Raw genomic sequence first — 15,878 nt, forward strand, 5'->3', positions numbered from 1 at the left:
CTGATAAACGTGTCGGTGGGCCTGTGGGCCGGTCGTTGCAGGGTGTATGTGAGACGATGACGGCGCTGTATCCCCGCCCTACTGCGCTACCCGGTCGCTTCGCTCCCTGCGTTGCTCCTTGAGGACGGGGCCTTAGCGCCTGATTTTAGGTAAAGCGACCGGGAGTTTCTTGATGCTCTCACACCACGTCCGGATATGACCGAGTTTGATGCATGTTACTTCTGCGGTGTCGCCGTCGACGCTCCGGTTGCCGAATACGACGTGGTCCCGGCCGCGGTGGGCAACAAGCATGGACCGATCGCGTCCTTGTGTCCGTCCTGCAAGGGGAAGCTCGAAAAGGTGCTCGAGCCGACCGTCCGACGGCTTGATACGACCGAGGAAAACGCGGCGGTGACGCTCGAACCGATCACTGAAGAGGACGACGCACAGGCGGAATCGGGAGCCGACAGTCGGAGCGCCACTCCGACCCGGACAACCGAGAGTACGCCGGACGAGCGGCCCGAAAAAACGGGTGGTGATCCAGCCCCCGGAAGGGACGCGTTCGACGATGGGATCAAAGTAGAGCCAGCCGACGGGGCGCACGACGACGAACAGGCCGAGAACTCGGACGAACAATCAGGAAAGCAGTCCGCCTCCACCAATTCGACCGCGTCCGCAGATGCTGAAGTGAACACGCGCGAGACACGTGACACTGACGATGCCGATCCCGACGCTCCGGAACGGCCAGAGACGGAGACGTACAACCGGGTGGTCCGCCTGCTCCAGAATCGTGAGTTCCCGGTCGACCGCTCGGAGTTCGAGACGCTTGCGAGTTCGGCGTACGACGTCTCACCCGCGGAGTGCGAACGCGTGATCGAGTATGCGATCTATCGCGACGAACTCGATGAACACGATGGGCTACTGCAAAAACCGAACTCAGAGTAACAGTCACGCGATGTCCCGGTCGATCCGCTCCGGCGCACGCCAGTCGGTCGTCCGCTCGAGAAAGTCGACGACGATCCGACCGGTCGCGCCCCAGACGGTGTAGCCGTCGACGTGGAAGTAGTGGATCACGATCTCGCCGTAGTGGGGGTGATCACGCGCTTCGAACTCGTAATTGTCCGGGTCGAGGAGCCCTGAGACTGGTAGCACCACGATCTCGGCGACCTCCGATTCGTCAGGGACGTACTGACGGTCGGGGACGCGTGCGACGACCGGCGTGACCGCGTACTCGGTGATTGTCCGGATATCATCGAGACGGCCGACGATTCCCGCGTCTGCCGGGTCAAGGGCAATCTCCTCGTTTGCCTCCCGGAGTGCAGTCTCGTGGCTGTCGGCGTCCCTCGGTTCGCGTCCGCCGCCGGGAAAGCTCATCTGACCGGGATGCTCGCCGAGATGGTCGGCGCGTTTCGTAAACAGGAGATGGCTCTCGCCGTCCCGATCGATCACCGGGACGAGGACCGCGGCATCGTGGCGCTCGTCGGTGATCGCGCGGGGGTCGTACGCCGCGACCCGTTCCAGATCGAGATCCATCGGTCGGTACACCCTGCTACGACCTCCGGATGTATAGCGTTTCAGAATCCGATCGCTACTCGCCCGTCGGTGCGTGCTCGTCGAGTCGTCCCCGAATCTCGCCGAGATCGACAGGGGCCCACGCCTCGATGTCGTAACTGACGTCGATCAGCGTCTCGATGCGCTCCGCATCGCTGGCCTCGATCGCGGCATCGGCATCAGATCGGAGCCGTTCTGCGGCGACGGTTCCGAGGTCGTCACGATCCGGAGACCGATCCGGAACGTCCATGATGTGAGGCAGATCCTCCGCGTGCTCGGGGAGCGTCGGAAACGCGGCGGGTCCGGCAACGAGCAAGGAGGGATCTGCGGTCTCGTAGCGGATCAGGTAGTATTCGTCGAGAGCCCGCTGGATCGCGGCGTCGATCGCATCGTCATCAGGTGTGGCCCCGCGTCGTGCGCCGAGTTCGACGAGTGCCTGTACCAGTTCGGCGCGTGTCAGCCCGTCGAAGAGGTCGACGACGCCCGCGAGGTCGTCGAGTGTTGCGGTCATAGTCGATGACCTGTCCCCCATATAAATAGTCGTTTCCGTGCGTTCGCAAACGTTCCGGTGCCGACAGCGTCAGTCCTCGCCCGACGTCAGGGATGGACCGTCGAGTGCGCGGACGGCCGCACGTTCGAGGTCGGCGGGCGACAGCGAGACATCCTTCCAGGCGGGCAGCCGCTCATCTTCCCCTGGTGGCGTCACGGCGGCGCCATAGGCCTCGACCTGTTCGCGCTCTGCCGGGGCGTCGAACTCCAACCCGTTCATCGAGGCGTCGAGCGCGTACTGCTTTACCAGTCGGTTGGCCGTCCGCCGGTACGCGGATGGGAGCGACCCGTACTCCACATCGAGACCGTGATCGTCGAGCACGCGAAACAGCGCATTGCCGACGTGGTCGGCCATGTCGGCGAGCCCGGTCTCGCCACCGACCGCCCGATGGTCGTGCTCGTGGAAGCCGAGATCGACCTGTGCAGTGCCCTCGAACCCACAGTAATCAAAGGCTTCTCCGAGCGTGCCAATCTCCAGCCCCCAGCTCGGCTGTGCCCGGATCGACCGTGCGAGCTCCGCCGTCATGGCGAACTCGCCAGCCAGCGCGTATCGGAAGCTATCGAGATAGCGTAATACTGGGGCCTGATGTCGATCACTGAGGACCCGGATGAGCGGCGCGACAAACAGGCGAAACAGCCGCCCGTACAGGCGCTCGTCCTCGATTCTGGCGTAGTAGCCCTTCGAGAACGAGTACTCGTGAGCTAGCGGCGCGAGCAGACGTGGCACGTGTGCTGCGGAGTAGGTCGTCGCGTCGGCGTCGTGGACGGTGATATACTCGTGGTCCGGTGCGGCCACGCCCAGCGCCAGCCACACGTCACGCCCTTTTCCGCGGTCGGTCGGGACGCCGCTCCGTGCGAGCAACGATTCGACCGGTTCGCTGTTGCACCAGAGCAGTTCGGTGTCGACGTCAAAGCCGTCGAGCCACTCCCGAAACGAGTCGACACGGTCTGGTGGTGCTCTGAGCGGCACCACGACCGTCGCCGGATCGACCCTCGCCAGTGTCGAGAGGACTCGTTCCGCCGCGGGTACACCGTACTCGCGGTGGGTCATCGGAACGACGACAGCGGTGCTGTCCGTCGGGGCCGACGGAACGGGGTTGGTGAAGTCGTGCACCGTGGCGATCCGCTCCTGAACGTACTCCATCGTGACGTAGTTGGTCCGCACGGTCAAAACCTCGGCGCTTCCGGTCGTCGTTTCCGGACCGACCGTTCCATCGGAGTGGCCCCAGTACTTTTGCCGGTTGGTTGTATCTACATATAGTATGAAATCAGTCCGCAAGGCGTTACGAGACGGAACCCTGGAGAAAGATACGTACGAGCGAATCGTCTGTGGGGACTGTGAGGAGAACCTCAAAACGGAGAACGATCCCGATCAGATCGGCTCCGTTCGCGTCTGTCCGGACTGTGGTGGCCGATGGAAAGAGCTTCGATAGTCACTCGAAGACCCCGTCGAACGCCTCGGCCCCGAGCGGATCGTACTCGCCAGCGGCGAGGTTCTCCTCGACGTGTCCAGCGGAACTCGCTCCCACGAGCGAGGATGTCACGCCGGGGGCACTTCGGGCGAAGTTGATCGCACGCTGGGCCGCTGTTTCACCCTCTAAGCGGGCCGCGACCGCGGCCGGGAGCTCCCGTGCTAAGTCCCCCTGTGCGATACTCGCGCTCGTAAAGACGTCCAGTCCGGCCTCGTGGGCGAACCAGAGAGCACTTTGGGAACCGTCCTGTGAGTCGTGGGCCTCGACGGTGAACGCGTCGGCCATCACCACGTTGAACGGGAGCTGAATCGCACGGAGATGCGTCGCCGCGTTGCCGACCGTCGCTGCGGCCGACCGTGCCCGTGAGATCACCTCGGGCAACGACAGGTAGCGGTCGTGGTCGGCCTGCACCCGAAAACACTCCCACGACGCGACGCCGTAGTGGGCGATATCACCCGCCGCGGCGCGTTCTTCTAGCCGTTCGAAGGCGGCTTCTAGCTGATCGTAGACGGCCCCCCTCGATCGCTCCGACAGCTGTGTTTCTGGGTTGTGGACGTAGTACAGGTCGATCGTCTCGACGTCTAGATTCGACAGTGATCGATCTAGCTGGTCGTCAAGGAAGTCGGGATGGAGAGAGTGGTGCCCGCCAACCAGCGAGTCTCGTGGGACGATATCGGTCCCGACGTACTCGTCGAGGACGTACTGGCTGGGATCCTCGGGCCGATCCTCGTCAAAAGGGATAAAGCCGCCTTTCGTCGCGACGACGACCTCATCGCGGCCCACGTCGGCGTCCGCAAGCGCCCGGCCAACCACACGCTCGCTCCGCTGGCAGCGGTAGTTGATCGCCGTATCGACGACGTTGATTCCACCTTCTAGCGCCGCCCGGATCGCCTCGTAGTACCCCTCGTCGACGACGTCGGTTGGCTCCCCGAGGTAGGTTCCGATCCCGATCGACGACACGAGCTCATCGCCGTAGCGCCGGAAGTACGTCCGGCCAAAGTCCTCGTGAAACCGGTCTCGGTAGGACCACGTGCCAGTACTGGTTGCCATAGAGGACGTTCGGGCTTCGGACCGAAAAAGGCGCTAGATGTCGCCTGCCAGTGCATTGAACAGACGATCGGTGAACTGCTCTTCCGTGAGGCCATCCGATGGGCCGATCCCCTCCATGTGGGCAATCGAGATCTGTCCACCTCCCATGCGTGCATGCCCGCCAGCGCTCGCCATCGGGATATCCTCGGTGACTGCCGAGAGTACATCACCCATATGAACGCGGTCGTCGCGAGAGCGTCCCGACAGGCTGAGCTCGCCCTCCCGCCTGCCGTAGACGACGACTGCCGTCACGCCCTCTAGCGTGAGCAGTTCATCCGCCGCCTGGGGGATCGCATCGACGTTCGACACCTCGCCTACGTCCGCGACGGCGAACGAGCCGTCGACCCGCCGTTCCCGGATCGCCCGTGCCTTGATATCCAGCGTCTCCGCGCTCACCTCCGGGTTGGCGATCCGGTCGAGTGCGTCCTCGTCGATGCCGGGGTACAGGAACGATGCCGCCTGAAACTCCGCCGAAGAACAGCCTTTGGTGAGATGGTTCGTGTCCGACTGGATACCATACAGTAGTCCGGTCGACACTTCCCAGGGAATCGGGAGATCGATATCCTCCTCGTCGGCTGCCGGTCGCGCGTCGATCGCCTCGAGATACTCGGCCAGAATCGTCGCGCAGGCCCCGTAGTTCGTCCGGGCATCGGTGAACGACTCGGCCTCGCCGCCGCCGGGATGGTGGTCGATCAGCGCGTCAGGCGAGAGCCCCTCCGCGCCCGAAAACCCGCGCGGGCGGTTGTGATCGACGAGTACGAGTCCGTCTCCGTCTACATCAGCCGCAGAGTCAATCCGTATCATCTCGACGTCGAGGACCGTCCGAAACGCCCGGTTCTCCTGATGTCTGATCTGCCCTGCAAACAACAATCGTGTGTCGGTGTCGACAGTATCAGCGAGAAACGAGACCGCCAGTGCGGCGGACATCGCATCCGGATCCGGATTCGGGTGCATCAGCACGTCGACAGTATCGTACTGGCTCAGTAATCGCTGGAACCGGAGACCGGGCGTCCGGCGAAGCCAGCGGATCGTCAGCCAGAGCGCGCCAAGCAATGCCACTACGATGGCACCGCCAACAAGAAGCGTCCCGTCGATGTCGACGGCGCGGAGTGCGTCGTCGACGACCCCACGACTGACGACAGCGTACCGCATACTCGTTGTGAGACCCCCACCGGCTATGAAACTTCGCCAAAGCGTATATGTACGGGGACGTTTCAGGTGGCGAGTCCAGCGGCGCTCCAGCCCGGATCAGTCCGACTGATACGCCTCGATCGCAGCACGATATCCCTCACGATAGGTCGGGTACGCGAACTCGTACCCGGACGAGCGAAGGAGTTCGTTCGAGCACCGCTTGCTGGTCAGAATACGTCGCCGCGCGGCCTCGGACAGTCCAGGATCGTCGAGTCGCTCCGCTTTCGTCCGTTTTGGCGGTTCGTCTCGTCCACACTCGGCAGCCAGCCAGTCCGCAAACTCCCACTTCGAGACCGGTTCGTCGTCAACGACGACGAATGTGTCTGCAGCCGGGCGCGTTCGGAGAATGTGTGCGACAGCTCCGGCAGCGTCCTCACGATGGACCATGTTCAGATATCCCTCCGTCACTGGCCCCTCGATGTACCGGTTAAGCCGGTATCGCTCCGGACCGTACAGGCCGGCATACCGCGCCACCGTTCCGTCGATACCGTACTCGGCCGCGACCTCCGTCGCGATACGCTCGGCCTCCGCGAGCACCCGCGTCTTCTCAGTGGTCGGATCCAGCGGCGTCGTTTCATCCACCCAGTCGCCGCCGTGGTCCCCATAGACACCGGTACTGGACGTGTAGATCAGCCTGTCCGGCGGGTTTTCGCGCGTCCCGAAGGACTCTATCGCCCGGTGCAGTCCATCGACGTAGATCTGACGGGCGGCGGCCGCTCCTCGGCCACCGGAACTCGCCGCGAAGACGATGGCGTCGACATCGGGAACCACACTCAGTTCGTCAGCGTCGGTGATATCCGCCTGTACGGCGTCGACCCCCGCCGCTTCGATCGCCTCGATACCCTCGTCGGAGCGCCTGACACCGACGGCCTCGTGGCCTGACGCACTCAACTGTCGACCGAGTTCGATCCCGACGTAGCCACATCCGAGAATCCCAACGCGCATACCCGTCGTTCGCACGCTGGCGTGTTAACTCCGTATATCGACACAAGTGTTGCAGCGGCCCAACCTCAATACTGTCGGTCAGCGATCGCGTACTCGATGGCGACGAACTCCGCCAGATCCATCGCCGCACGCCGTTCGAGCTTCTGCTGGATCTCCTTTGCCGAGAGATCGAGTCTTACCTCGCTCGCCAGCGCGTCGACGTCCAGCACGGCCATCGACATGCCGAGCAGCAGATGCTCACACGCCATCGTCTCGATGGTTTCGGCGTCTGGATACTCCTCGCCGAGTGCGAGGATCGCCGCCGCGTCCGAAAGCGAGAGCGGCGGGGACTCCCCATCTGCAATCGCTGAAACCGTCCCAACATCGACGTCCGATTCAGCAGCGACGGTCTCGGGACCGTGCCCATCGATCACGGCCCGGAGCTCCTCGTCGTACTCTGCCCGTAGCCCGTCGACCGAGAGGCCATCTACGTCCACGCGCTGATCCTGAAGCATACCGAACTCGTGCGGCGCGGCGTACATAGCGGTTGTCCCTTGTCCCGATCAGGTGCCGACAAGCGTCGCCTCGAGACCCCGCCACCGGACCGGTCGAATACGGATCGTGTCCACGTCGGTACGCCACTCGCGTTGCCGGCTTCGCGCCGTGTCGATCGCACGCTCGAATCCATCCACCGTCTCGAACAGGTGATCCGGCCGTGCACCGCGCAGTAGCTCCCAGAGGAGCGTTCCATGGCACACGGGCGTAACGATGTCGGCGAAGCACTCGTTCGTTACCGTGCCGTCTCGTCTGAGCGCCACCCCGTCGGGACCGATTCTGATCGCATCAGCGGACAGCGCGTACGTTCCCGCCGACACTTGCGGGCTCGTGGCGACCACGTCGACAGCAGCAGCGACGCCGCCCACGCTCGCACCTGAACCTCCGCTCACCTGTGTTGCTGTGTCGCGCCCGAGAGTATCCATGAGTTCGACCATACCTCCTGTCGCCGCCCGTTCGTGTATAAACTCGTGGACGCTCAGACGAACAATCCGCCTGCGATATACGCAGCCATGAATACCCAGACCGAGCATACCAGCGCCCCCCCGACACGATAGCCGACCAGCGGCCGATCGAGACCGTTCTCCAGACCGACCGCAAGCGAGGTCAGGATCAGCGTTAGAAGCACCACGTAGGTTCCGACAATCGGTCCCAGCACGCTGACTGGAACGGCCGCCGTTTCGGTACTCGTGGCATCCAGCCTACCCATCTCACCCGCGAGGGAAACGGTGATACCAGCGACGAGCGGCCCAAAGATCGTTGCTGTGCTGCGGAGCGTCCCGGTGATCCGTCCGAGTTGTCGTTTCGCGTCCGTCTCGACGGTCCGAAGCTCCTCCAGATGGGAGGCCATCGAGACGATTGCACTCCCTGTTGGACGGCCCTCTCGTGCGGCCAGCGCAAGCAATGTCGCCGTACTCTGAACGCGTGGACTCGGTATCTCCGCAACCGCACCGTGCTCGCCGAGAAATGCCGTCCGAACGTCGATCCGTAGCTGCCGCTGACGTCGAACCGCCTCGGAGAGCACGTCTCCAGTCTCGTCGTCGAGTCTATCCCCTGTCCGGCCGATGGCGGTCTCGACCGCCGTTCCCGTTCCTACCTCGCGACCGATCAGGTACAGTGCGTCGACGAGCCCCGCCTCAACCGCGCGGGCGTGGTTTCGCACGCGGACGACCGGGCGAAACCAGGCAAATAGACCGACACCGACCCCGGTGGCAATTGCGGCCAGCGGCACCGACCACGCGGGGAGCAACGCCGTTCCGACGGTGGCAATACCGAGACACGTCCCGAGGGCTACGAACGCCGGTTTCCACCACTCACCATCGATGTCTGGATGTGACCGATCGACGGTTGGGGGCGGAAATGCGACCGGCCGACGCAACAGAAGCCATACCGAACCGAGTAGGACGACGCCCGGCAGGATCAGACAGTAGACGACCACGAGCATAGTCTGCGTAACGGGGACGCCTGCGGTCGCCGCCGCCGGGAGGACGGCAATCAGCGCGAGCGGTAACAGCACGCCGAAGGCGTACAGTCCGGTTGCTGGCCCCTGAATCTCGTTTGCGAACGCGGCCATCCGGTCGCGGGTTCCGTCGAGTACCGTTCTGAGCGCCCGATCGAGCGAACGCGGTCGCTCTTCGGGCTGGGCGTCCGCCGCCGTCCCAACCAGGGTCACCGCCCGCCCGAGTTCCGGGAACCAGTCGTCCCACTCGGCGGCGAACGATTCGAATCCCGAATCGGATCGCCCCCGCGCCCGGCGAACGTGTTCGGACAGGCTCTCGGCCAGCGGTCCATCGCCCGCCGACGCAGCGAAACTCGCAGCGGACTCCGTAGTCGGCGTGATCCGCATCCGGAGCACCGCGCGGCCCACGATCCCCGGCGCGGCACCAAGCGCGAGCGACCGTCGCGCCGAGGCCAGTAGCTCCGGGCCGCTGTGAATCAGGTGTGTACAGACGAGCGCTGCCGTGGCGGAACCAAACACTACCACCGACACAGGCACGTCTGTAAACACGATTCCGACCGGCATCAGGAGACAGGCGAGGACCAGGGCAGCGCCAAAACCCGCCCTGATAACAGTCTCGGGCGCAACCGGCTCGTCGAGAAACGACAGCGAGCGCCGCAGCTCCTCGCTCGTCGAGACGGGAGCCGGATACAGCCGCGCGAGCCCCTCGACGAGTCGAGCCAGCATCACGCATTCCCTCTCTCACGTGGTCGGGATTGCCGGGCGTAGGCATCGGCGACGGCCTGCGGTCGCGTCCGGCCGCTGTCGGCGAGGCGCTCGAAAACACGTTGCCAGTGACCGAGCAGACCCCGGACGTCGGCGTAGGACTCGTCGGATCGCGCGAGGCTATCGACCAGTCGACTCTCTCCGCGTCCGATTCGCCCCGTCGTGACCAGATCACTCCCGTCGAGTTCGTACAGTGGCGCAAACGTCACCCCCTCGTCGGTGACGAGGAGTTCCTCGATCGATCGGACCCGTCGCGCCCGGCCGTCCGGCCCCTGATACGGTTCGAGCGTCGCGACGAACTCGGTGACGGCAAACGACGACTCGGGGACATCCAGATCGGAGATGACCCGCTCCCGGACGGACTCGCCGCCGTCGCCGTGGATCGTCCCGAGGACGGCGCTGCCGCTCGCGCCGACCCGCATCGCCTCGTAGAGCACGCGGGCTTCCTCACCACGGACTTCGCCGAGGACGAGTGCCCCCTCGCCGAGCCGCAGGGCGGTTCTGAGCGCCTCGGCTGGTGAGATCCCCGGCCCGTCCTCGACGTCGACCGCGGTTTCGAGCGCCTGAACGTCCCGACCGGTCTCCTGTAACTGTTCGACCGGTAGCTCGGGTGTGTCTTCGATAACCACGGTTCGCGTGCCAGCTGGCAGTTCCCACAGGAGCGCGCCGAGCGTCGTCGTCTTGCCAGCACCCCGGGTTCCAGCGATCAGTCCCGCCCCCGAGCGTCGAACAGCGACTGATAACAGGGCGGCCGCATCCGCAGGGAGCGTTCCGTTCTCGACGAGTGCCGGGAGCGTCAGCGCCCCGTCACCGTGATCCCGGAAGACAAAGCCCGTGCCGTCGCTGACGGGATCCGTAACGCCCGCAACACGGACGCTTCCAGCCGACTCTCCCGCGGCTGTCGTCGCCGCGAGCGTCGGACTGGCACGAGAGAAGGCGCGGCCACTCGACCGACGGAATCGTGAGGCGAAGGCGGCAGCCCCTTCTTCGGTGAGCCGGACGTTCGTCGCCAACCGGTCACCGTCGTACAGCACTCGGACCGGCGTCGATTCGACCGGCGTCGTGACGAACACGTCCGACACGGAATCATCGGATAGCAGGTCCGTCACGACGCCGAACTCCCGGGTGTGTTTGGCGAGGATCCGGGAGAGCAGTGCGATCTCGTCGTCGCTATCACAGACTGCTCGAACCGCACGACCCGGCGCTCTGTCACCTCCCTCGATCGCTCCCGAAGCCAGCCGGTCGTATGCGTCCGCCAGCTGACGGATTCCAGCCGGGGATAACTCGGTAATCGCCGGTTCCAGCTGGTACGTCCGGGTGCCGGTCGATCTATCGCGGTAGATCCGGGCCGTGCTTTCTGTACCGAGCGATCTCGTTTCGACGAGTGCCGTATTCGCCGGTGGTCGCGCCGCCACGCGTGCACGGGCGACCGTTGACCGAAGCGCCGGTCGAAGCGCCGTCTCGTAGCCTTCGACAGACTCGGCGACGCTCGCGAGTCCGGTTTCGGCCGCAACTCGGGAGACAGGCGGCGTACGCGCTGTTGCACTCCGACACGCATCGATCGGATCCGATCGAGCGGTATTGGCGAGTTCGGCATCGTGGACAGCGACCTGCTCGACGAATCGGCCAGCAGCTACCAGCAGTGCAGCGGCACGGCCGTCGTAGATCCGGTCAAGGCCATCGGAGCGGGTCACGACCATCTCGACATCTCGTCTGGTGAGTGCGTCGACCACCACACTCCGGCAGCCGTCGCTCTCGCCGAGGCGCCCGTTCTCCGGACAGTCAGTGGCGTCGAGCACGAGTCGGTCGTCCTGAAAAGACGGTTGGCACTGACAGTCGTGGGGTCGCCCGGTACAGTCGTCGTCACGAAGCCGGTCGAGTATTTCCGAAGCGGCCGATCCGAGATTCATCTGTCCTCAGAGCTTCCCCCGGAGGCGGTCGACCAGCCCGTCCTCGTCGACCTTCTCCACTGGCGGTGTATCGGTGCTCGGCGCCTCCCCTCGATCGGGGCGGTTGCGGGCGGATCCTGATTCGGCCGCCTGTTCGCTTCCCGGCGCTTTCGAGGGCTGACTGTGTCGGTGAGAGCCACTATCTCGAGGAGAGCCACAACAGGGGCAGGCACCCGCTGAAGCTGGATGGAGCTCTCGCCGCTGTGTATGTCGCTCGTTGTATTCTTGATTTGCGGTACCACCATCGGTCGATGTGCGCTCCCGGGGAGTGGTCGCTCGGTCGTGCTCTCGGCCGGGATACGACGCGGCACTGGAGGGCGGGTCGGTGGAAGGAGCGGGCGGCCTGTCCTCCGTCAGTCCGTCGGCTTCCAGCCGGTCGACGCGCTCACGCAGGTCATCGACGGCTGCAAGCGCCGAGTCCGCCTCCTGTTCGACGGATTCGTCGAGCGAGCGAATATGGCCAACGTAGCCCCTGATCGCCTGAACTGCGGCGTCGAGTTCGGCGACGTTCCCTTCGAGGGTCTCGATTCGCTCTGTCAGTTCGCCGTCCGGGTCGGCCAGTACGACGTTGTCGGCGTCGCCATCGGAGATCGCCCGCTCGACGGCACGAAGCCGCTCGTCGACGGTATCGAGATCGGTCACAGGGGCTCTGGCCGCCCGTTGTGATATAAACCTGTGGCACCCAAGTCGGGGTTCGAGAGCGAGTGCTCCAGCGCCGGGGGAAAGTTGATCACTGTCCAGTGATACCCTGATGTCATGAAGGTCGTACTGATCGGGGTCGGACAGGCCGGGGGAAAGCTGACCCAGGCGCTGGCCGAGTTCGATCACCGGATGGGGTTCGATGCGATCCGTGGGGCACTCGCGGTCAACAGCGCGAAGGCAGATCTGCAATCGCTTTCGATAGATACCTGTCTCGTCGGACAGGCGAGAGTGAACGGCCACGGCGTCGGCGGCGATAACGAACTCGGCGCGGAGGTCATGCAGGAAGACACTGGCGAGGTGATGGGCCAACTCGACGGACAGATCACCGCGGAAGCCGAGGGGATCTTCGTCGTCGCCGGACTCGGCGGCGGCACGGGAAGCGGTGGCGCGCCGGTACTGGTCCGCGAGCTTGCCCGCATCTACGACATCCCTGTCTACGCACTTGGCGTCCTGCCCGGTCGCGACGAGGGAGCGATGTATCAGGCGAACGCCGGTCGATCCCTCAAAACGCTCGTCCGCGAGGCCGACTCGACACTGCTCGTTGATAATGACGCGTGGCACAGTTCCGGCGACAGCGTGGGTGACGCGTTCGATGCGATCAATCGAGCGATCGCACAGCGTGTCGGGCTCCTGTTGGCCTCTGGCGAGGCTATCGAGGGTGTCGGGGAAAGCGTCGTCGACTCAAGCGAAGTCATAAACACGTTCAAAGAGGGTGACATCGCAGCACTTGGCTACGCGAGCGCAGCGGCGAGCGAGGACAGCGCCGAGAACGTTACTACGACGATGAGTACGGCCCGTCAGGCGCTGTTCACCGGGACGAGCTTGCCCGACGCACGGACAGCCGACGCAGCGCTGCTGGTCGTCGCCGGGAGGCCAGAAGCGATCCCGCGCAAGGGCGTCGAGCGCGCGCGGCGGATGGTCGAAGACGAGACCGGGAGTCTGCAGGTCCGCGGCGGGGACTTCCCGCTCGATTCCGATCGGCTGGCGGCGCTCGTGTTGCTCTCGGGCGTCGAGCGGTCCGACCGAATGGAGGAGTTCATGGAACGTGCCAGGGAGGCCAACGAGCAACAGCCCGAGAGCGACGCCGATCCAGCAGCACAGTTCCAGAACGACGAGCTAAACGACCTATTCTGAGTCCGGACCGTCGTAGACGTAGACGAAGTAGACGACGATCACGAGGCCGCTCAGTAAACTCCCATCCACAGCGACGGAGGGGGCCAGACGCTGATCAACGTACAGCAGAGCGAGGAGTAGTAGCGTGAAGGCGAACCAGAGCGTTCCCGCGATAGCACTGTACACGGCCCATCGACGATCGACATGGAACTCGGGAACGTCATGAGACACGACTAATCGCCACTACACCAGGCTCGCACCGTCGTACTCCGGACGATCGTACTCGATGTCGAGTAGATCGAGAATCGTTGGCGTGATATCGAGCAGGTCCGCATCCTTGATTTCGGCTTCCGGGTGGTCGATGAACAGCGATGCGTTCCCGAACGTGTGCATCCCGTTTCGTGGCCCGGTACCGAAGACCTCGTCGTGGCCCTTGAATCCCGCTTTCAGATCGTAGCCATGGTTCGGGATCACGACGAGATCGGGTGCGATGTCGTCGTGGTCGCCCCGGAACGCGTCCTCCTTCTCGACGACGCGCTCGGCTACCGGGTTGCCATCGGGCCCTTCCAGGGCTTCGAGTTCGGCTTTGAGTTCTCCCCGGACCGCCTCGTACTCGTCTTCGGGGACGCTCCCGCGCGGTTCCCGCCCTTCTAGGTTGAGGTAGATCCTGCCCGGGATCAGCGAGTATGCCCGAGTATCGTCGGCGATATCACCCAGTTCGTCGTGCTCGTCATCCTCGAAGGAAAGCCAGCCCTCCTGCTGGAGCCAGGCGTTGAGATGGACCTCGTAGTCGAGCGTCGTGAAGCCGTGGTCGCTGGCGACAGCCATCGTGACGTCGTCACCGAGCATCTCCCGGAGCTGGCCGAGGTAGTCATCGAGCTTTCGATAGAAGTCGAGAAACTCCTCTTTGTACTCGCCGTCGCGTTCGTAGTCCTCGAACAGGAAGTGGTTGACCCGGTCAGTCGTCATGAAGACGCCGAAAAAGAGGTCCCAGTCGTCCTGTTCGAGGTAGTGAGAGAATGCCTCGAACCGACGGTCCAGCGTCTCGTGGGCGTTCTCGATGAACTCGGACTTGTCCTCGCTGTGGCCGAGTTTCGCGTTCGCGTCGATTCTGTAATCGATCCCCTGTAGATAATCGGCGAGCTCGTCCGGATAGGCAGCCTTGTCGATACCGGGAGAGAGAAAGCCAGATACCATCCGCTGGACGTTCCGCTGTGGTGGGAACGTAACCGGGACGTTCATCACTGTGGCCTTTCGGTCATTGTCCTGTGCGACATCCCAGACCCGTTCGGCCTGCACGTCACGCCCCATCGGGACGTACGTGTCGTAGCTCCCGACCTCCCGGTCCTGAAAGCCGTAGACACCAGTTTTCCCGGGGTTCTTTCCGGTCGTCAGGCTCGGCCAGCAGGCGCTCGACTCGGGGGGAACGATGCTGTCGATCGGTCCGGCCCCACCCTCTTCTGCGATCGCTGCTAGATTCTCGAACTCGTCGAACCGGTCCGCGAGTAGACTGTACGGCACCCCGTCAATGCCGAAAAAGGCGACTCGCGGAACGTCCTCGCCGCGTAGCCGATCGAATAGGCCCATGTGACAGGATAGAGGGGACTGCTACAAGAAGGTTCTTTTCACTGTGAGATAATCCGCTCGTCACGGGTCGCGTCAATCCTTGCAGTCGTCCCGGTCGGGGCTCACGGTCGCGTCACTGGTCGACCGTATCCGTCTCCGGATCGAAGTTCTCGGGGACAACCGTCAGATGATCGATCCCGATACGGCTCTCCTGACCGCGAGCGTCGACCGATCGATCACCGTCGAGGCGTTCGTTGAGGGGTCGGCGAGCAGTGTCACTGGTTGCCATTGTGTATGGAGGTAGCCGCTGTACGGGTAAAAAATTACCCATGCTCATAACGTATGTGTCCCGGGTGGAGAATAACTCCGGAGTATCGGAGAAATGAAAGACGTATAGAAAAGCGTCCTCAGTTGCGCGGGCTGTCGAAGTTCTCGTCGTAGAGCTCCATCGAGTGCTCGATCGCGTCTTTGGCGGCCGCCTTGTCTTCCCAGCCCAGCGTTTCGACTTCCTTGCCAGCTTCGAGGTTCTTGTAGGTCTGGAAGAACTCGTCGATCTCGTCGATGAGCTGATCGGGGAGATCCTGTAGATCTTCGATGTGGTCGTAGCGGGGGTCCTCCGTCGGAACGGCGATCACCTTATCATCCTGTTCGCCGTCGTCGTCCATCTTCATCAGGGCGACGGGACGAGCCTCGATGATACAACCGGGGAACGTCTGGTCCTCGACAAGCACGAGGACGTCGAACGGATCTCCGTCGTCGTAGTACGAGCGCGGCAGAAAGCCGTAGTCACTCGGGTAGTGGACGTTGCTGTGGAGCACACGGTCCAGAACGACACCCGGTACGTCCTTGTCGTACTCGTACTTGTTGCGTTCACCTTTCAGACATTCCACGACAGCGTAGATCTCGTCGGGCGCATCCGGCCCGGTTTCGAGGTCTTCCCAGAGGTTCGTCATACAGACTACTCTCCTGCGGGCGGCCAAAAAGTACTTTCGGGATCCGGACGTTATTCAGGAG

The 15,878-nt window shown here is 63.7% G+C and carries 18 protein-coding genes; 3 read left to right on the forward strand and 15 right to left on the reverse strand.

Features of this window, described 5'->3' with window-relative positions; genetic code table 11:
* The first annotated feature begins 195 nt into the window (after positions 1 to 195).
* Positions 196 to 924, forward strand: a complete 729-nt coding sequence (locus AArcS_RS12695; protein WP_238477790.1) for a DUF8528 domain-containing protein — start codon at positions 196 to 198, stop codon at positions 922 to 924.
* A gap of 3 nt (positions 925 to 927) precedes the next feature.
* Here the strand turns inward: AArcS_RS12695 and AArcS_RS12700 are convergent, their stop codons facing one another.
* The 3 genes from AArcS_RS12700 to AArcS_RS12710 all read right to left on the reverse strand — a co-directional run bounded on the left by AArcS_RS12700 (position 928) and on the right by AArcS_RS12710 (position 3,223).
* Positions 928 to 1,512: an NUDIX hydrolase gene (locus AArcS_RS12700; RefSeq protein ID WP_238477791.1), complete on the reverse strand. Its 585-nt coding sequence runs from the start codon at positions 1,510 to 1,512 to the stop codon at positions 928 to 930.
* A gap of 55 nt (positions 1,513 to 1,567) precedes the next feature.
* Entirely contained in the window at positions 1,568 to 2,041 is a 474-nt protein-coding gene (locus AArcS_RS12705; RefSeq protein ID WP_238477792.1) for a DUF7109 family protein, read from the reverse strand.
* 69 nt (positions 2,042 to 2,110) lie between these two features.
* A complete protein-coding gene (locus AArcS_RS12710; RefSeq protein ID WP_238480011.1) occupies positions 2,111 to 3,223 on the reverse strand; it encodes a glycosyltransferase family protein in 1,113 nt (370 codons plus the stop codon).
* A 118-nt stretch (positions 3,224 to 3,341) separates the two neighbouring features.
* On the opposite strand from AArcS_RS12710, the gene AArcS_RS12715 reads away from it, so the two are divergent.
* Entirely contained in the window at positions 3,342 to 3,512 is a 171-nt protein-coding gene (locus tag AArcS_RS12715; protein ID WP_238477793.1) for an HVO_0758 family zinc finger protein, read from the forward strand.
* On the opposite strand, the gene AArcS_RS12720 is transcribed toward AArcS_RS12715, so the two are convergent.
* The 8 genes from AArcS_RS12720 to AArcS_RS12755 form a co-directional block, all read right to left on the reverse strand.
* Positions 3,513 to 4,601 (reverse strand): aldo/keto reductase, encoded by a 1,089-nt coding sequence (locus AArcS_RS12720; protein WP_238477794.1) that lies wholly within the window; start codon positions 4,599 to 4,601, stop codon positions 3,513 to 3,515.
* A 33-nt stretch (positions 4,602 to 4,634) separates the two neighbouring features.
* The gene (locus AArcS_RS12725) at positions 4,635 to 5,792 is read right to left on the reverse strand and encodes a DHH family phosphoesterase (protein WP_238477795.1); all 1,158 of its coding nucleotides are present in this window, start codon (positions 5,790 to 5,792) and stop codon (positions 4,635 to 4,637) included.
* Positions 5,793 to 5,888: 96 nt separating this feature from the next.
* Positions 5,889 to 6,776, reverse strand: coding sequence for an SDR family oxidoreductase (locus AArcS_RS12730; protein WP_238477796.1), 888 nt, complete (start codon positions 6,774 to 6,776; stop codon positions 5,889 to 5,891).
* A 65-nt stretch (positions 6,777 to 6,841) separates the two neighbouring features.
* Positions 6,842 to 7,270 carry a DUF5791 family protein gene (locus tag AArcS_RS12735; protein WP_238477797.1) on the reverse strand — a complete coding sequence of 143 codons (429 nt, stop codon included), beginning with the start codon at positions 7,268 to 7,270 and terminating at the stop codon, positions 6,842 to 6,844.
* Positions 7,271 to 7,318: 48 nt separating this feature from the next.
* Positions 7,319 to 7,747: a DUF7283 family protein gene (locus tag AArcS_RS12740; RefSeq protein ID WP_238477798.1), complete on the reverse strand. Its 429-nt coding sequence runs from the start codon at positions 7,745 to 7,747 to the stop codon at positions 7,319 to 7,321.
* Positions 7,748 to 7,788: 41 nt separating this feature from the next.
* On the reverse strand, positions 7,789 to 9,495 hold the full coding sequence (locus AArcS_RS12745) for a type II secretion system protein (protein WP_238477799.1): 1,707 nt from the start codon (positions 9,493 to 9,495) through the stop codon (positions 7,789 to 7,791).
* Positions 9,495 to 11,444: an ATPase, T2SS/T4P/T4SS family gene (locus AArcS_RS12750; RefSeq protein ID WP_238477800.1), complete on the reverse strand. Its 1,950-nt coding sequence runs from the start codon at positions 11,442 to 11,444 to the stop codon at positions 9,495 to 9,497. Before AArcS_RS12750 ends, AArcS_RS12745 begins: the two co-directional genes overlap by 1 nt.
* Positions 11,445 to 11,450: 6 nt before the next feature.
* Positions 11,451 to 12,125, reverse strand: coding sequence for a DUF7310 family coiled-coil domain-containing protein (locus tag AArcS_RS12755; protein ID WP_238477801.1), 675 nt, complete (start codon positions 12,123 to 12,125; stop codon positions 11,451 to 11,453).
* A gap of 114 nt (positions 12,126 to 12,239) precedes the next feature.
* Here AArcS_RS12755 and AArcS_RS12760 point away from each other — a divergent pair, with 114 nt between their 5' ends.
* The gene (locus AArcS_RS12760) at positions 12,240 to 13,319 is read left to right on the forward strand and encodes a tubulin/FtsZ family protein (RefSeq protein WP_238477802.1); all 1,080 of its coding nucleotides are present in this window, start codon (positions 12,240 to 12,242) and stop codon (positions 13,317 to 13,319) included.
* Here the strand turns inward: AArcS_RS12760 and AArcS_RS12765 are convergent.
* The 4 genes from AArcS_RS12765 to AArcS_RS12780 form a co-directional block, all read right to left on the reverse strand.
* Positions 13,311 to 13,484, reverse strand: coding sequence for a hypothetical protein (locus AArcS_RS12765; RefSeq protein ID WP_238477803.1), 174 nt, complete (start codon positions 13,482 to 13,484; stop codon positions 13,311 to 13,313). The genes AArcS_RS12760 and AArcS_RS12765 overlap by 9 nt on opposite strands.
* A 57-nt stretch (positions 13,485 to 13,541) precedes the next feature.
* Positions 13,542 to 14,885: an alkaline phosphatase family protein gene (locus AArcS_RS12770; RefSeq protein WP_238477804.1), complete on the reverse strand. Its 1,344-nt coding sequence runs from the start codon at positions 14,883 to 14,885 to the stop codon at positions 13,542 to 13,544.
* A gap of 112 nt (positions 14,886 to 14,997) precedes the next feature.
* A complete protein-coding gene (locus tag AArcS_RS12775; protein ID WP_238477805.1) occupies positions 14,998 to 15,153 on the reverse strand; it encodes a hypothetical protein in 156 nt (51 codons plus the stop codon).
* A 118-nt stretch (positions 15,154 to 15,271) separates the two neighbouring features.
* Positions 15,272 to 15,817, reverse strand: a complete 546-nt coding sequence (locus tag AArcS_RS12780) for an inorganic diphosphatase (protein WP_238477806.1) — start codon at positions 15,815 to 15,817, stop codon at positions 15,272 to 15,274.
* Positions 15,818 to 15,878 lie beyond the last annotated feature (61 nt).

The organism is Natranaeroarchaeum sulfidigenes (genome assembly GCF_017094485.1).
GTDB lineage: Archaea > Halobacteriota > Halobacteria > Halobacteriales > Natronoarchaeaceae > Natranaeroarchaeum > Natranaeroarchaeum sulfidigenes.

Excerpts from the sequence above, each read along its gene's own strand:
- AArcS_RS12695 (WP_238477790.1), top strand. The coding sequence starts at position 196 with ATGACCGAGTTTGATGCATGTTACTTCTGCGGTGTCGCCGTCGACGCT.
- AArcS_RS12700 (WP_238477791.1), bottom strand. The coding sequence starts at position 1,512 with ATGGATCTCGATCTGGAACGGGTCGCGGCGTACGACCCCCGCGCGATC.
- AArcS_RS12705 (WP_238477792.1), bottom strand. The coding sequence starts at position 2,041 with ATGACCGCAACACTCGACGACCTCGCGGGCGTCGTCGACCTCTTCGAC.
- AArcS_RS12710 (WP_238480011.1), bottom strand. The coding sequence starts at position 3,223 with ATGGAGTACGTTCAGGAGCGGATCGCCACGGTGCACGACTTCACCAAC.
- AArcS_RS12715 (WP_238477793.1), top strand. The coding sequence starts at position 3,342 with ATGAAATCAGTCCGCAAGGCGTTACGAGACGGAACCCTGGAGAAAGAT.
- AArcS_RS12720 (WP_238477794.1), bottom strand. The coding sequence starts at position 4,601 with ATGGCAACCAGTACTGGCACGTGGTCCTACCGAGACCGGTTTCACGAG.
- AArcS_RS12725 (WP_238477795.1), bottom strand. The coding sequence starts at position 5,792 with ATGCGGTACGCTGTCGTCAGTCGTGGGGTCGTCGACGACGCACTCCGC.
- AArcS_RS12730 (WP_238477796.1), bottom strand. The coding sequence starts at position 6,776 with ATGCGCGTTGGGATTCTCGGATGTGGCTACGTCGGGATCGAACTCGGT.
- AArcS_RS12735 (WP_238477797.1), bottom strand. The coding sequence starts at position 7,270 with ATGCTTCAGGATCAGCGCGTGGACGTAGATGGCCTCTCGGTCGACGGG.
- AArcS_RS12740 (WP_238477798.1), bottom strand. The coding sequence starts at position 7,747 with ATGGTCGAACTCATGGATACTCTCGGGCGCGACACAGCAACACAGGTG.
- AArcS_RS12745 (WP_238477799.1), bottom strand. The coding sequence starts at position 9,495 with ATGCTGGCTCGACTCGTCGAGGGGCTCGCGCGGCTGTATCCGGCTCCC.
- AArcS_RS12750 (WP_238477800.1), bottom strand. The coding sequence starts at position 11,444 with ATGAATCTCGGATCGGCCGCTTCGGAAATACTCGACCGGCTTCGTGAC.
- AArcS_RS12760 (WP_238477802.1), top strand. The coding sequence starts at position 12,240 with ATGAAGGTCGTACTGATCGGGGTCGGACAGGCCGGGGGAAAGCTGACC.
- AArcS_RS12770 (WP_238477804.1), bottom strand. The coding sequence starts at position 14,885 with ATGGGCCTATTCGATCGGCTACGCGGCGAGGACGTTCCGCGAGTCGCC.
- AArcS_RS12775 (WP_238477805.1), bottom strand. The coding sequence starts at position 15,153 with ATGGCAACCAGTGACACTGCTCGCCGACCCCTCAACGAACGCCTCGAC.
- AArcS_RS12780 (WP_238477806.1), bottom strand. The coding sequence starts at position 15,817 with ATGACGAACCTCTGGGAAGACCTCGAAACCGGGCCGGATGCGCCCGAC.